The organism is Flavobacteriales bacterium, from assembly GCA_016124845.1.
In the GTDB taxonomy this organism is placed as follows: domain Bacteria; phylum Bacteroidota; class Bacteroidia; order UBA10329; family UBA10329; genus UBA10329.
Map to the genome: position 1 here is coordinate 1 of WGMW01000047.1, position 15,751 is coordinate 15,751.

Sequence of the window (15,751 nt, forward strand, 5' to 3'; positions counted from 1 at the left end):
ACAAAATGTTCCAGACAGCTCTGTTCGTCAGCGAACCGCTCGAAAAAATCCTTGAATGTCATCATGTTCTTAGTTTTGACACAAACCAAGAACCATGCACCGTAACCAATTTACGGGGTCGGATTGCGGATAATCATTTTGCTTATTTATCCTATCCATTCTGATTTTCCGTTTTCGGTTATCCAGGTTCTATATTTTTCAAATGCCCGTTCCTGCCACCGTGGGAACAGGGTTGAGTAGCCAGAGGCTCGCATTGTAAAATGTTGAAGCCGCTTATCCAGTTCCCTGTACTATATGCATGCTCATTTTTTCTTGTAACAGCTGTTGGTACAAGGAGAGCCTTGGGTGTTGCAGGGGCAATCTACTGATACGGAATCACCATTGCCTTTAAGCCTTACAGGGCAATCATCAAGATTGTAGATGTGTTTGGTTACCTGCGGAATATCAAGCTCATCAGAACCAACAAGGTTGGATGACGTGGCGTTGTGGTTGAATTCGAAGCCCCCGGAAGGTTTCTTAAGGCTTACGAACACATTGAACAGACTGGTGAATGTGATCTTGCCGAAACAGAAATCATCATTTTCCACTTTGATGTCGAAACCATCCTGAAAGGATGCTCCGTCCACCTTTTTTCCAGTAGTACTGTTGATGATCTGAATGCCTTTCTTATCGAAGGTTACAGTATGGTCACTGAGGCTGTAACAGGCCGTGGGGGTGAAGGATGACATGCGGGTCGGTCTTTGAGGTTTAGACCAAAGTGAGTGCATGTGTTGGATGTTTCCTGTTGAAATTAATGAAGTATTTTGATCGGTCTTACAAATTGATACTATATTGTTGAGGATATATTGAAGCTGATCCATATCCACCAGACCAATGATCGATCAAGAAAATTCGGGTTCGGAGTGTTTTGTAGAGAGACTGATGACCACGCTCACTAAGAAGGAGGCCTTGGCCATACGGAATCATCTGTTGCAACAGAAAACGAAAGAAGCAGAACTGTCCATGGAGCTGTTCGATGCCATGCGATCGTCAAGAACCAATGATGTTGGCAGGCTGCAAAGCCGTTTGTTATCAGAACAATTGAAAAAACACCTCTCCTATTATAAAGGTCGGCTTCGGGAAAATATCTTGCTGGTGCTGGGAGAGAAGCAACGAGATGAAGAATTGAGGAAGGCCGAACTGGTATTGGAGGAAATGCGGAAAAGCTGGGCATTGCATGCCAAGGGATTCAATAAGGAGGCGGTTCTCCGCATCGAAAAGTCTGTGGATAGGCTTGGATTATCCGGTCATCCTTACTTGGAACTGATGCTACTTGAACATAACCATAGAGTGTTGAGGGCCATTGGCGCTGCTGAGTGCTTCTGCCAGCTTGATAGGAACCATGCCCAGAAGAAGGCGGTATTGGAGATTCTTAGGAATATGGAACGGTACAATGCCTTGGAGGAGCAGGTATTTGATCTTTATGCGCGCTTTAGACAAACAAGAAATTCCGAGTTGTTGGACCGGATAGATTCCATGTTCAATGATCCGCTTCTTGAGGATGAGAAGAAGGCCCGTTCTTTTCAGGCCCGGGTAAGTTTCAATACGGCTCACATGCTTCAAAGTAGGCTTAAGGGCGATCAGTATGCACTTGTAGGGTATCAGGAACGGATTGTGGAAATATGGGAGTCTGACCCAGAACAGATGGCACGTAGACCCTACGCATATCAAAGAGCATTGATCAATCTGCTCAATGGCTATTATTCAGAGAAACAGCGTTCAAGCTTCATGAAGACATACGCCAAGGCCAGAGCTGTGAAATTACATGGCCGCAGAGATAGATCGGCAAGGGTCATCTCATTACTGAGCGTAAAACTTGCCTATTTGCTTAATCAGCGCCTGTTAGAAGATGCATCCACCATGGTGGATGAGATTGAACGGGCAATTGCAATTCATGGGAAGTTTGCTCCGATGTCCACATTGATGAATTTACGCTTCAATACGGGCGTCCTCTATTTTCTGAGTGATGATTTTGTTCGGGCTAAATCATGGTTCGAACAGCTTTGGTTTGAAAAGACCGATATGAGGCGTGATATTCAAGGAAGCGCCAATATTCTGCAGGTGTTGTGCGAGTTTGACCGCGATAATGATTTTTATGTTCACTCGTTAAGTGAGAGAGGAAAAAGGTTCTATCGTATGAACAAGGAGGTTTCCGGACTTGATAGATTAGTGTTTTCCTTGGTTCATAAATTGATCAGCAGACCACCTGACGCAGAAAAGAAAATACTGCAACAGACGCTTTCAGACCTGCAAGCGCTCAATGTTCAACAGCCTGGAATTCTGGGTGCTGATGAAGTTGAATATTGGATTCGGTCCAGATTAGAGGCTCTCCCGATCAAAAACGTATTCCTGTCTCTCGCTAAATGAAAAGGCCGCTCAATGAGCGGCCTTTTCGTCTTGAAAGTGAATCTTGTCTGTTACTTACAATCATAACCATCGTCTTCCAACGATTTGATGTAAGCGCTGTAAAGTTGAGGTGTGTTGTAAACACCTTCACGGCATGCTTCAATATCGCTTGAGCCTGACTTGGTACAGGTCTGACATTTTTTACAGGCAACGGTAGATACGGTCATTCCGAACAACATGGCAATAAAGAAATACTTTTTCATTGTAGTATGGTTAAAAGGTTTACAACAATGATAAGTATATTCTTTTAAATAAATCTAAGTATGATCTCGTATTTCAGGCAGTTATTCCCTTTTCCTTCCGAAGTTGATCGGAGGTTTTGCTTCGGCCATCATGGCTCCATCCAGGAGGAGCAAAAATGTAGGCGAGTTTGCTTTTAAGATCGGGAGCTTCGCTCACATCTTTCCAGATATTGCCGAACTCATGGAACGCGATTTTGAAAAGATTGTAAGTGTGAATGTTCGAGGTGATGCCGTACGTCACAGGATCTTCGTCCAATTCCTTTTGGAATGTCCCGAACATGCGGTCCCAAATGATCAGAATGCCAGCATGGTTCCTGTCCAAGTAGCGGGCATTACTGGCGTGATGCACGCGATGATGCGATGGCGTGTTCATCACCCATTCAAGCGGGCCAAGCGTTTTGATGGTTTTTGTGTGCACCCAAAACTGATACAGCAAGCTGATTCCCATCATGGTAAAGATCATGATGGGGTGGAAGCCGATCAACGGCAGCCACATCCAAAACGTGTACTTGTAAAGGATCTCCGTCCAACTCTGTCGCAAAGCTACCGCCAAGTTGTAGTTTTCGGATGAATGATGGTTGATGTGCGCTGCCCACAGAATGCGAATATGATGACTTAGGCGATGATGCCAGTAGAAGGAAAAATCATCCGCAAAAAACAGAAGCACCCACGCATACCACTTGTCCATTCCCAAATACTGCTTTATGCCAAGAATGTCGAACTGATACAAGTAGAGGAACAGACCGAAAGCTGCGAATTTCACCCCGAAACCGATAACCAGTGAACCCATTCCCATACCGATGCTGGCAAAACTGTCCTTCGGTTCATGGATTTTTATCTGTTCGCGATAGCTCACATAAATTTCCAAAGCGATCAGAATCAGAAAGCCTGGGATGAAGTAAACCGTTACGTCATCCGTGAATCCCCAAACTTCGGGAGAGCGATAGATTTCAAAGAGGCTTTTCATTTCAGATAATTGAGCATCACGAAGTTACGCAGTCGTTGACCAATATTTCTGACGCTGGTCACTCATCATCAAATTTGGGATTCCGTTCGTTATCGATCGGTGGCATGAGAGGTGTGTAAATGGATTCGCCTCCATCAACGGCCAAGCATATACCTGTAATGAAAGATGCAGCTGGAGAACTCAGAAAAATCGCTGCGGAAGCAATCTCCGCTTCGGTTCCCAATCGGAAGTGCTGGTTGTTCTTGCCATATCCTCGAACATATTCTTGAAATTGCGGGGCATAGCTGTCCAAGCCGCTCGAGTCGATGGTTCCAGGATTGAGACTGTTGATACGAACTCCGTATTTCCCCCATTCATTTGCCAGCGAGAGCGTCAGGTTCTGAACGCCTGAACGGGCAGCGGCAGAGTGGGCCAGCATTGGAAAACCGTTGCGGTTGTCCATCGTGATATTTACAACCGAGCCGCCCTTTTCTCGCATGCTTTTGTTGAATACCTCTTGCGTCAGGAAGAACGTTCCTGTGAGGTTGGTTTCAAGAACCGCATGCCAACCTTTGCGGTTGATGAACTCTGCTGGCGATGGAAACTGACCGCCACCATTGTTGATGAGAATGTCAATTCGTCCGAACTTGTCGATGATGGATGAAACACAGGCTTTTATGCTTTCCTCATCGCGGATATTGCATTCCAATGCGGTTGCGTTGGAACCGTCATCCACCAAAACTTTCAGTCCAGCATTCAGTTTTTCCATGCTTCGGCTGGCAATGACCACCGTTGCGCCCAACTGACCGAACTCGCGTGCAATACGCAGCCCGATGCCCGTTCCTCCGCCTGTTACCAGCACAACCTTATCTACAAAAAGGCCTTCTTTGAAAACCGTATTGATCATTTCAGTTCGTTCTTTTCAATAGTTTGGAGAACCAATTCTGCAAACCGTTTTGTTTGGTTTCGTCTGGTAAATGTATCGTCTTCGTTGGCAACCGAGACAAGAAGGTCTTCATTGCCGAAGATGGTTAAGAGGTATTCGGCCACTTCGTTTGGCGATGAACAGATGCTCGCATTCTTTCTTTTGGATAGAATCTCTTCCAGCGGACCTTTATCATTCTCCACCATGAGAATAGGTCGTCCCGTGGCGAGATAGTCGAAGACTTTGGCGTAGATCTGATGCTTCTCTGGCGTAGCCAAGAGCAATTGAACATGAGACGATGCCAATTCTTTCAGCATCTCTTCGTGCGGAAGTTTATCCACAAACTTTACCGTTGCAATTCCCGCTGCGACTTTGATGCGATCGATCTGCGCTGGATAAAAATTCAATCCGTAAAAGGTCACTTCAACCTCCTTTTCTGGATTTTGACTGAGAAACTCATTCAGTCCTTTCAGGAATGTTTCCACACGCTGGAAATAGTAGAGCGTGCCTGCATGTGCAATGCTGAATTTCTGTTTGAGCGGAACATTGGTTATTCCGTCAAATTTCTCTTTGAAGTAGCCGTTGTAGATGACGGGTAGGTCATCAATTTTTCTTCCTGTCAGTTTTGAAAGTCGTTTGGAAAAACTGGGTGCTGCGGTGGTGAGCAGTGAGGCAGATGCAACCACCCGTTTTTCAACCGATTGCTGAATGGACTTCTGAATGAGTCCATACAACTTGGCATCATCCCAGCGGTAATTCGTGCTCCAGCCATCGCGGTAATCTCCGATCCAAGGCGTATTGAACTCTTTGCAGAGTTCCGAAGCGTAGCGGAACAGCACAAACGGTTCGCCACAGGCAATGATCACATCCACCTCATTTTTGGCCAGATACGCTCTGGCCGCATCGTAGATGGTTGTCTTATTGTCGGATGAACGGAGATAATGTTCCGTAAGCAACTGCCAGACAGAAAGCGTTTTTCGAAGCAGAATCGATGGAAGATCCGTGCGTGAGATCAGTTGGTCTCGCAGACTTGGAAAGAATGGTGCGCGGATGATCGTTCCCGATTCTGAGACCTCTTCCTGAACGGAAGTTGAGATGCTCGGTAGATTACAATCGTCCGGACCGTTGATCTTTCTGTCCCAATGACGGGTAACAACCACAGGCTCAATTCCAAAGTCTTTGAAATATTTGAACCACGCATACGGCCGTTGTGCCCCAATGGAATTGTAAGGCGGAAAATCGTACGCAAGGATCAGAGCTTTCTTCAAAGGATTTGCTGGCTTGCGGCAGATTAAAGTGAATCATGATCGTAGGTCGTAACCCACCAACTCTCTGGCTCCATGTATTGGGCCATTACATCTTCTTCGGAGAAGAGAATAAAAGGCACGCGCTCGCTCAATGGCCCAGAATTGAATGGATTGCTGATGAAACCCAATTGCTTCAATAAGTTGGCGTCCACACCATTTTCCTGACAGAACGAGATGATGCCTTTAAATCCTTTTGCAACCACTTCATTGCTAAGGAATTGCATCATTTTTTTGCCGCTCGAAAATTCCTTCAGAAACATATCAAACAGTACCAGTTTATCTTGGTCTACATAGAATGTAATGTAGCTTTCCGGATCACTTTTGAGTTGAAGCGTGAGGTATTTATGGTACGGATTGCTGAGCCGCCATTTTATCTGTTCGGGCGTTCTAACCGCTTTGGCTTTGGCCGAAATTTCCTGCCTCGTCATGTCCAACCCTGCTTCCATGGCTTTATGTGAGGTCCGCAGCATGAAGTCCTTCTTGTCGGATTTCCCTGCAAAGCGACATAGGATGGAGGGCTTGAAATAGTAACGATAATCGAACAGTCGTTTCCATCCGAATTTCAAGAAGCCAGGAGTGGACTGGCCGCCACCGAAACCGATCACGAAGAATTTTCCTTCATCGCGCAGTTCTTGGTAGCAGCGCAGCGCCAACTTCCGAAAAAGACCACGTCTTCGATGCGAAGAATGCGTCATCGTATCGCACGACTGGAAGATGATTTTTCGTTCACCGTTCAGCTCAAAAAACTGCGGAATGACGCCATAATAGCCGCCAACTTCCTTTGTGAATGTGTCAACCGCCACAAAGCCGATGAAACTTCCAGCAGGGTTTTCCACATACTTCCAGCGGAAATAGTCGATGTCCGCATCCATGCCGAAGCAGTCTTTCATCAGCGGAATGAGCAGGTCAAAATCATCCGCTCCGATACGCTTGAGGTCATAAGCGAAATCCTCTGGACGCTTCAGGTATTTTCCATCCTTGTCAGACATACCTTCTCAGCATTTTGTGGAACTGTTCCATGCGCAGCGCCATGTGTGGAAATGGTTCGTCCACTAAATTTATTCGGGAGATTTTCAAGGGTAGATTTCCATTCATGGGCAGATCGTTCAATTCGTCATTCGCGTACAACACGAATTTATAATCCGAATTGGAAATCACGTCATCTGCCATCTTTCCTGTTTGGCCGTTTGGCAAGGCCAGCACGTCAACAGGTTTTCCGAGTTTGTTGGCAATATCTTCTTTCGAGAACAGCAACTGCTTTTCAAGCGATGCTTTATCAGCGATGGTTCCAAGCGAATCGTGCGAGAAAGTGTGACTTCCGATCTCCACATTCTGTGAACTGCAATCGCGAATTTCATCCCAGTTCATCATTCTCCGCTCAGCTTTAGTCCCAAGGTTATTCTCAAGATCTGAGATGACCTCTTCACGAAGATCGACAGGAACATTCAACAGCTGTTTGAATGTTTCAAGGTAGAACGGCATCCACGCATTTCCGAAATCGGGCAAGGCAAGCTTCCGATCACTCAATTCAATTTCAATCGGAATACTTTTCTTCATTCCATGCTCAAAAAGCACGTTCAAACGCTCGGTCCAAACCACCATGTTCCGCTCCGCGCACTCATTCACAATATTGTGGTTTGATGGAAGACCGTGCTTCACAAGAAGTGGAAGCGCGTACTCGTAAAAATCATAATAGCCATCATCAAAACTCAGTATGATATACGGTTTTCCGCTTGATATGGTATTCAACTCGGCCAATTCCGCGAAGCTGATGACGCGGTAATTCTTCTTCACATATTGAAGCAGCAGGTCGAATGTTTTGGGCCTTATCGGATCCCAGAACGGATTTCGCTCATCTGAAATGCGATGAAGGCTGAGAACGGTCAATCGATTCTTCTTGGCTGCGCGTAGGAGGGAGGTTACGCCAACTGAATGAAGACTATTTAGGACGAGGTTTTTCAAAGACGGAAGTGATCCGTCTCAAATATAAGATGTTCTTATTGCTGACGCTCGTATGCGCCAAGATCAGGGTTGAGGCCGTAGAATCGGCCATTGCCAAGCACATCCGTGGTCAGTCCTGCTTGGTTGGTAATGCTTGGGTCGCCAGCATCAACCGCAGGAGAACTGATGGAATCCAACTGAAAGTCATTTTTGGTCGGGTCGATGAAGTTCGGGTCTTGGTTGTAGATCACATTCACAAATTGATTCGGGACATTGATGTCAATCGGTTCTTCGGCATCAAAGTCGATCTTCATCAAACAATATCTGAACCTGACATCGAAAGCCGCTGCAGGGTCTTCATCCAATCCCAGTTCTCCAGGATTGTTTCCGTAAACGATGCAGTTTCCGAAGTAAGCATCAAGTGCTTTTAGATAATAGACATCCGTTCCTTCAAGGTAATTCGTCATGAAAACCGCAGGTGTTTGTCGGTTTCCATGCACCCAATAGTTTCCGAAAGTGCAATGGTAGAAGTTGTATGTTCCTCCATTGATCAATGCGGCTGAATACTGCCCAGCATTCCCGAACACGCAATTGTAGGCATTTACGGTACCTGCATAAGACACCAAACTGGCGCTGGCCATATTCTCTATAATGGTGTTTGTAAGGATTGCGGTTGGATTTGATGAAACGGGACTGACCGTATCAACACGAACACCGAAGAAACCGTTCTTGATCAACGCTCCATTGATCACATTGTCTTTGCTGCCGTTGAAAAGCCATATTCCATTCCATTCGCCCGCTTGATCTTCATAGAAATCATCCAAACGGTCACTGGCAAAAACCACTTGGTTCTGTGGTGTACCGTTCACAATTAGCGTTCCGCCTTCGTCCACAATAATGCCTGAGTTCTTATGGCTATAAACGCGCGTTCCTGCTTCGATGGTAAGTGTGCAGCCATCTGGTACGACTGCCCAACCATAGATCACATGTGGTTCAGATGATGTCCAAGTAAGATTACAGTCCAGAAATCGGATTGGACCAAGATTATTGATATAATCGGTCGGGTAGGTGAAATCCGCATCCCAGCCGAATGCGGCCAGATCCACATCCTGGATCACGCCATTGGTGTTGAAAACAATACTGTCTGTCACAATCGCAGGCTGACTGAGATTGTTCGGGTCGAGCGTCACATCCACAAAAACGAAAAGCGAATCTTTGCCAGGAATGGAAATATTGCTGAACGCGATGCCAGGAACGCCATCCAAATTCACGCGGTACTTAGATTGTTGTCCACCCGCCAGCATGATGGATGAAATGGTCACTTCGTGCGAACTCGGATTGTAGATCTTGAACTGCCGTGTGGCAGAACCAACAGTAGTAAAAACCGTGTCGAACAGAACCGTGTCGGCCGAAAACTCCAACGCACCTTCGCCATTGATCGCGTCTTTTTTGCAACCATTGTTCAAAAGCGCAATAAGAATAAGGAGTGGAAGCGTCCAGCCGAAGATTTTCATGGGCGACAAATATACTTAACGGCCGTAGTACGAACGAAAGAAAGAAAAATTGCGTGTTTCATAAAAGAATCATTTGTTTACCTTTGCAGCCCATTCTGAAAAACGCTTAAGATGAAAGAAGGAATTCACCCAGATAATTACAGATTCGTGGTTTTCAAAGACATGTCTAACGACCACGCATTCCTTACACGCTCTTGTGCTGAGTCTAAAGAGACCATCAAGTGGGAAGATGGAAACGAGTATCCATTGATCAAATTGGAGATTTCAAACACATCGCATCCTTTCTATACTGGTAAGATGAAGTTGGTTGATACCGCTGGACGTGTTGACAAGTTCCGCAACCGTTACAAAACGCATCGTGCTTCTCAGGTGAAGCCAGAAGAGGATTAAGGAAGACGTTATCGAACTTTTAAGCCCCGTTCAGAAATGAGCGGGGCTTTTTTATTCCCATCTTCGTCAATATGAATTATATACTTTTTGATGATCTGCGTGAACGATTGTTACCGCTGACCTTCACGCGCCCTGTTTGTGACCTCCGTATCGGAATTCTCACTATCCGCGAGAAGTGGGAAAAGTATCTGAATGCCCCGACATCGACCATCACTGAGGAATACCTGAGTGTGAAATTCCCGCTTACGGTTGCCGACCATAATGTGTTGATCAACGGAAATGTCTGTCCGAGTGAAGACCTGGTGGATGTGATAGGGAAACTGAAAGATGGCGAAACGCTTGTGAAAAATGAGAAGCTCATTGCAAAGCGGATGGATGGTGAGATCTACGAGTTTTCGGAGCCTGATAAAGAAGCGATAGAATACACGGGTGAAATTTTGTCAGTCGATTATCCGTGGGATATTTTCTCGAAGAATGGAGATGCGCTCAAAGCCGACTTTGATCTTTTGACGGCAGGTCGTTCCTCACAGAAATTGTCTGACACGAATACGGTTCTCGGCACAAATCCCATTTTTTTGGAAGAAGGAGCCAAGGCTGAAGCGTGCATTCTGAATACGCAGAACGGCCCCATTTATTTGGGGAAAGACTCTGAAGTGATGGAAGGTTCCGCCATTCGCGGGCCATTTGCGCTTTGCGAAGACAGTCAGGTAAAATTAGGCGCGAAGATTTACGGACCAACAACCGTTGGCCCACACAGCAAGGTCGGTGGCGAGGTGAATAATTCGGTCATTATCGGCTACTCCAATAAAGGCCACGATGGTTTCTTAGGCAATTCTGTGCTTGGAGAATGGTGCAATTTGGGTGCAGATACCAACAATTCCAACCTCAAGAACAATTACGATGAGGTTCGCATTTGGAGTTATGAGCAGCAGCGTTTTGCTAAAACTGGCCTACAGTTCTGCGGTCTCATCATGGGCGATCACTCCAAATCGGGAATCAATACCATGTTCAACACAGGAACATTGGTCGGTGTCAGTTCCAATGTTTTTGGCACAGGATTTCCGCGTACGTTCATTCCATCGTTTCAATGGGGTGGAGCTTCAGGTTTTACCGAGTACAAGCAAGATAAGGCGTTTGCCACGGCAGAGCGCATGATGGCACGGAGAGGTGTGCAGTTCAATCAGACAGAAAAAGACATTCTCGCTGCAGTATTTGAACTGACAAAGGGTTACCGTAACTGACCTTTTGGCCGATAAGTGACCAATTCGGAAGTTCGGCACATTCATTGACAAATCGGAGGCCGACAACAATTTAGTTTTGCCCCCAAACCCCTATTAAATGAATGACCCTTTTGAGGATCTGGTGAGTTTTTCGAACCTTTTGGAAGAGGATTCGGAGTTCATCCCATTGCTTTCGCCCGAAGACGAGGAGTACATGAATTCGGAGGAGATCCCTGAGCTTGTCGGGATTCTCCCGCTCCGAAATACCGTCCTTTTTCCTGGTGTTGTTATTCCCATAACGATTGGCCGCGACAAGTCGATCAAATTGGTGAAAGATGCTTACCAGAGCACCAAAGTAATTGGTGTTTTGGCACAGAAAGATGTCGGTATCGAGGATCCAACGCCTCAGGACATGAACCGCATCGGTACCATGGCACGCATCATCAAAATGTTGCAGATGCCAGATGGAAGCACAACGGTCATCATTCAAGGAAAGCGGAGGTTCGAGGTGCAGGAAATGGTGGAGATCGAGCCGTATTTCCGAGCACGCGTCACCGCTTTTGATGAGATCAAGCCTGCGCGTAGAACAAAGGAGTTCAATGCGTTGGTCGATTCGCTCAAGGACATTGCACTCAATATCATTCGCCAGTCGCCCAACATTCCTTCGGAGAGTGAATTTGCGCTGAAGAATATCGAAAGTCCGTCATTCCTCATCAACTTTATTTCATCCAACATGGATGCTTCTGTGAATGACAAGCAGAAGATGCTGGAAGTGGCCGATCTGAAGCAACGGGCGGAAATGGTGCTGTCACATCTCACCAAGAATCTGCAGATGTTGGAACTGAAGAATCAGATCCAATCGAAGGTGAAAACGGACATTGACAAGCAGCAGCGTGAGTACTTCCTGAATCAGCAGATGAAGCAGATCCAAGAGGAGCTTGGAGGCAATTCTATCGATCAGGAAATTGAGGAGATGAAGGCCAGAGCGGCCAAGAAGAAGTGGACGAAGAAGATCGGAGAGCATTTCAACAAGGAACTGGACAAACTCGGACGGATGAATCCGAGTGCGGGCGAATATTCCGTGCAGACGAACTACTTGGATGTGCTGCTGGAATTGCCCTGGGGCGAGTTCACCAAGGACAATTTCGACATTAAGCATGCGCAGAAGATCCTTGACCGCGACCATTTTGGGCTGAGGAAAGTGAAGGAACGCATTTTGGAACATCTGGCCGTTCTCAAACTCAAAGGAGATCTGAAAGCTCCGATCCTGTGCTTGGTCGGCCCTCCAGGAGTTGGTAAAACCAGCCTCGGAAAGTCAATTGCTGAAGCTGTTGGCCGCCAGTATGTCCGTGTTTCCTTGGGTGGGTTGAAGGATGAGTCAGAAATCCGTGGTCACCGAAAAACGTACATCGGAGCCATGCCTGGCCGCATTGTTCAGAACATCAAAAAGGCAAAATCTTCCAACCCTGTTTTTGTGTTGGATGAACTGGATAAGGTTGGGAGCGATTTCCATGGTGATCCATCGTCCGCATTGCTGGAAGTGTTGGATCCAGAACAGAACAACGCCTTCTACGACAACTATTTGGAGGTGGAATATGACCTTTCCAAGGTGATGTTTGTAGCTACGGCCAACACATTGAGTACGATTCAGCCTGCGCTTCGCGACCGCTTGGAGATCATTGAGGTGAGCGGCTATACGGTAGAGGAGAAGTTGGAGATTGCCAAGCGCCATTTGGTTCCGAAACAAATTGAAGAGCACGGCTTGAAGAAGTCGGATGTGAAGCTGAGCAAGAAGGTTTTGGAGAAAGTTGCTGAGGAGTACACTCGTGAAAGTGGTGTTCGCGGCCTGGAGAAGAAAATTGCGCAGATCGTGCGTAATCGAGCTAAGTTCATTGCGCTGGAAGAACCGAAAGACCCGAACATTTCCATCCAAGAAATCGAGGAGATACTTGGGCCGCCTCGTTTCCAGAAAGACCGATACTCTGATAACGAATTTGCGGGCGTTGTAACTGGATTGGCTTGGACGGCTGTCGGTGGCGACATTCTCTTCATCGAATCGAGCCTCAGTAAAGGCAAGGGAAAACTCACGCTGACTGGAAACTTGGGTGATGTGATGAAGGAATCGGCTGTTATTGCGCTCGAATACCTGAAAGCACACGCGGACAAACTCGGTCTTAAACCTGAGCTCTTTGATGAGTGGAATCTGCACATTCACGTGCCTGAAGGTGCCACACCTAAAGATGGCCCATCTGCAGGAATCACCATTTTCACGGCTTTAGCTTCGCTTTACACTCAACGTAAAGTGCGCGATAAACTGGCCATGACGGGCGAGATCACGCTTCGCGGGAAAGTGCTTCCAGTTGGCGGCATCAAAGAGAAGATTTTGGCGGCCAAACGAGCCAGCATCAAGGAGATCATTCTCTGTAAGGATAATCGAAAGGATGTGGAGGAAATTGAGCCTGAATACTTGAAAGGTCTGACCTTCCATTACGTTTCCAACATGGATGAAGTGATGGAACACGCGCTTCTCAAACAGAAGGTCAAGAATCCTCTCAAATTGGATGCTTAAGCCTCTCCTTTGGAGGGGTTGGGGAGGTAGTAGATCGCCCCAACCGTGATCATAAACTGCCCTGTCAGGTAGAGCGTCATGTTCAAGATGGCATCGTAGTCGAAATCCACCACGAATTTGTTCACGGCTATGACGCAATCAGACAGGATGAACAGAATGGCTCCGATCAGGATCCAGTTGTAGGTTTTCAGATTCACATGTCCTTTTCGCCAAGCGGAAGTGATGCCCATAATGCTGATAACGATGGTGTAGGCAAGCACGGGAATGAACAGGTCATCAGGCAATCCACTTTTGATATAGTAGAAAAAGACTCCTGTAAAAAGGAAGAATGGAACAGCCACGATGGCTGACCAACCAACGTTGAACGGCTTCTCAGAACCCTTAATGTTGCTTAGAAATGCAGTTGCGTAACCAAGATGAGCAACAAGAAACGAGGCCAGTCCCACAACGAACAGGATCGGGTACTTCTCATCGATCATCAGCGCAATATCTCCGATCCAAGAAAAGAACAGCCCGAACTGGACAAGCTTGCTGAAAAGCGAGGCTTTCCCGTTCCATTGTTTCTGATGATAGACCATCAGAATGATCATGAACAGCGGTTTAGTGGCGTAATGCAACCATTGAATTTCGAGAATGACCGACAGCAAGAAGACAAGCGTCAATCCGTAGAATAGGTACGTGAAATGCTTAAGCGATGCGAACATTCTCTTGATTTCTGATGTGTTTTACAACTCGGCTGAAAAGGATGAAATTGACGAGTGAGAAGATGGCCGCACCGCGCATGATCGTATCAAATGCGGGATGTTCCCAAAACAACAATGCAATGAGCAGCGTGCTGAAAATGCGTGCGTACTCGGCAGGAGTCAACCATTTCTGGTTTTCCATCAGCCCGCCCGAAAGACCGAGAGTTGCCAACAAGTAGGTCATGGTGGCATAGAGCGGAATAGGAGGGATACTGTTCTTCATGAACAGGATGGCCGTTGAAAGTCCCAACGCTACAAGAAACACGAAGAACACATAAATGTGGTCGTGTCTCAGACCGTCTTTCTCATACTTGTGGTAAGTGGTTAGGTCAATTTCCTGCGGAGCCTGAAAACCACCCAAGTAATCAGGTTGCCACCCTGGTGGTTTATAGAACACGCGAACCTTGTCAAATCCTTTGCAATGCTTGGAAAGTTCCCAAAGTTCCTTCCAATAATGGAGATTGGCCCAAACGGGATTCCAACTGTTCAGCGGCTTGGTAATGCCGTAGATCACTTCTTCCTCTTCTTTCTGGAAGGTGCCGAACATGCGGTCCCAAATAATAAGACTGCCAGCATGGTTTCGGTCAATGTATTTTGGGTTACTGCCGTGATGCACCCGATGATGCGAAGGCGTGTTGATGATCCACTCCAACGGCCCCATGTTTTTGATGGCGGTGGTATGGATCCAGAACTGGTATAACGTATTGAATGAGTTAACGGCCGCAAACATGATCGGGTCGAAACCGACAACGGCCAACGGCAGATAAAATGCCCACGAGAACCATCCTTGGAACCACGATTGGCGCAACGCCACTGAAAGGTTGTAATCCTCGCTTTGATGATGCACGATATGTGCAGCCCACAGAAAGTTCATCTCATGGCTCATGCGGTGAAACCAGTAGTAGAAGAAATCCACACCCAGAAAAAGCAGCACCCAACTCAGCCAATTGTTCTCGAATGTATGAACGCGGTGCTCATACAGGTAGAGGTAACCGAGAAAGAAGAAGCCTTTCACCATCACTCCCACTATCTGCTGTCCGATGCCGAGATTGATGTTGGTGAGCGCATCATTGAAACGGTACAGCTTCCTGTTTTTCAGAAAACCGAAAAGCAACTCAATTCCTATCAGCAGAAAAAAGACAGGAATGGAAAGCGTGATGTAACTGACTTTCATGGTTTAAAGCTACGATAAACAGCAAAAAATAAGGGCCCCAAAGCCCCTTTTATCCATTTCAAACAGATGGTTTTGGTCATAGAAAGAGTTAAAATTATGCACTTTAAGTGCATGTGGCTTTCAGCTTCCAAAAAGTATACCTTTCGAGAGTGGGTGAGCAGCGATCGAATGGACATACGGTTTCACGACTGACAGTACATCTGGTCTGGGCGACCAAGCACAGATACGGAATACTTCAGGGCGACCTCAAGTTCCGGTGTCGCAGTATTCTGATGCTGGTCTGTGATGCAGAGGATGTGGAGATACTGCGTGGGGTTGTGAGCAGTGACCATGTC

Annotated in this window: 15 protein-coding genes; 5 read left to right on the forward strand and 10 right to left on the reverse strand. The window is 46.6% G+C overall.

What is annotated here, in order from left to right; genetic code table 11:
* Positions 1-302 precede the first annotated feature (302 nt).
* Positions 303-728, reverse strand: coding sequence for a hypothetical protein (locus GC178_15790; GenBank protein ID MBI1289030.1), 426 nt, complete (start codon positions 726-728; stop codon positions 303-305).
* Between the two features lie 145 nt (positions 729-873).
* Between GC178_15790 and GC178_15795 the strand changes: the two genes are divergently transcribed.
* Complete coding sequence (locus GC178_15795; GenBank protein MBI1289031.1) at positions 874-2,406, forward strand: hypothetical protein; 1,533 nt, start codon at positions 874-876, stop codon at positions 2,404-2,406.
* A 50-nt stretch (positions 2,407-2,456) separates the two neighbouring features.
* Here the strand turns inward: GC178_15795 and GC178_15800 are convergent, their stop codons facing one another.
* From GC178_15800 to GC178_15830, 7 genes are all read right to left on the reverse strand, one after another.
* On the reverse strand, positions 2,457-2,648 hold the full coding sequence (locus GC178_15800) for a hypothetical protein (GenBank protein MBI1289032.1): 192 nt from the start codon (positions 2,646-2,648) through the stop codon (positions 2,457-2,459).
* A gap of 73 nt (positions 2,649-2,721) precedes the next feature.
* Positions 2,722-3,654 carry a sterol desaturase family protein gene (locus tag GC178_15805; protein MBI1289033.1) on the reverse strand — a complete coding sequence of 311 codons (933 nt, stop codon included), beginning with the start codon at positions 3,652-3,654 and terminating at the stop codon, positions 2,722-2,724.
* 58 nt (positions 3,655-3,712) lie between these two features.
* Positions 3,713-4,540, reverse strand: coding sequence for an SDR family oxidoreductase (locus GC178_15810; GenBank protein ID MBI1289034.1), 828 nt, complete (start codon positions 4,538-4,540; stop codon positions 3,713-3,715).
* Positions 4,537-5,826, reverse strand: a complete 1,290-nt coding sequence (locus GC178_15815) for a hypothetical protein (protein ID MBI1289035.1) — start codon at positions 5,824-5,826, stop codon at positions 4,537-4,539. The genes GC178_15810 and GC178_15815 overlap by 4 nt, the downstream gene beginning before the upstream one ends.
* Positions 5,827-5,849: 23 nt before the next feature.
* Complete coding sequence (locus GC178_15820) at positions 5,850-6,854, reverse strand: GNAT family N-acetyltransferase (GenBank protein ID MBI1289036.1); 1,005 nt, start codon at positions 6,852-6,854, stop codon at positions 5,850-5,852.
* On the reverse strand, positions 6,847-7,827 hold the full coding sequence (locus tag GC178_15825) for a polysaccharide deacetylase family protein (protein ID MBI1289037.1): 981 nt from the start codon (positions 7,825-7,827) through the stop codon (positions 6,847-6,849). Before GC178_15825 ends, GC178_15820 begins: the two co-directional genes overlap by 8 nt.
* A gap of 35 nt (positions 7,828-7,862) precedes the next feature.
* Positions 7,863-9,320, reverse strand: a complete 1,458-nt coding sequence (locus GC178_15830) for a hypothetical protein (protein MBI1289038.1) — start codon at positions 9,318-9,320, stop codon at positions 7,863-7,865.
* A gap of 111 nt (positions 9,321-9,431) precedes the next feature.
* On the opposite strand from GC178_15830, the gene GC178_15835 reads away from it, so the two are divergent.
* The 3 genes from GC178_15835 (at position 9,432) to lon (ending at position 13,499) form a co-directional block, all read left to right on the forward strand.
* Positions 9,432-9,710, forward strand: a complete 279-nt coding sequence (locus GC178_15835) for a type B 50S ribosomal protein L31 (GenBank protein ID MBI1289039.1) — start codon at positions 9,432-9,434, stop codon at positions 9,708-9,710.
* Between the two features lie 71 nt (positions 9,711-9,781).
* Positions 9,782-10,951 carry a glucose-1-phosphate thymidylyltransferase gene (locus GC178_15840; GenBank protein ID MBI1289040.1) on the forward strand — a complete coding sequence of 390 codons (1,170 nt, stop codon included), beginning with the start codon at positions 9,782-9,784 and terminating at the stop codon, positions 10,949-10,951.
* Between the two features lie 97 nt (positions 10,952-11,048).
* Entirely contained in the window at positions 11,049-13,499 is a 2,451-nt protein-coding gene (lon, locus tag GC178_15845; protein MBI1289041.1) for an endopeptidase La, read from the forward strand.
* Here lon and GC178_15850 read toward each other — a convergent pair.
* Together GC178_15850 and GC178_15855 are read right to left on the reverse strand one after the other, a co-directional pair.
* Complete coding sequence (locus tag GC178_15850; GenBank protein ID MBI1289042.1) at positions 13,496-14,203, reverse strand: hypothetical protein; 708 nt, start codon at positions 14,201-14,203, stop codon at positions 13,496-13,498. The genes lon and GC178_15850 overlap by 4 nt on opposite strands.
* Positions 14,187-15,416 (reverse strand): sterol desaturase family protein, encoded by a 1,230-nt coding sequence (locus tag GC178_15855; GenBank protein ID MBI1289043.1) that lies wholly within the window; start codon positions 15,414-15,416, stop codon positions 14,187-14,189. Before GC178_15855 ends, GC178_15850 begins: the two co-directional genes overlap by 17 nt.
* Positions 15,417-15,523: 107 nt before the next feature.
* On the opposite strand from GC178_15855, the gene GC178_15860 reads away from it, so the two are divergent.
* On the forward strand, positions 15,524-15,751 hold a 228-nt coding region (locus GC178_15860; GenBank protein ID MBI1289044.1), incomplete at its 3' end, for a hypothetical protein.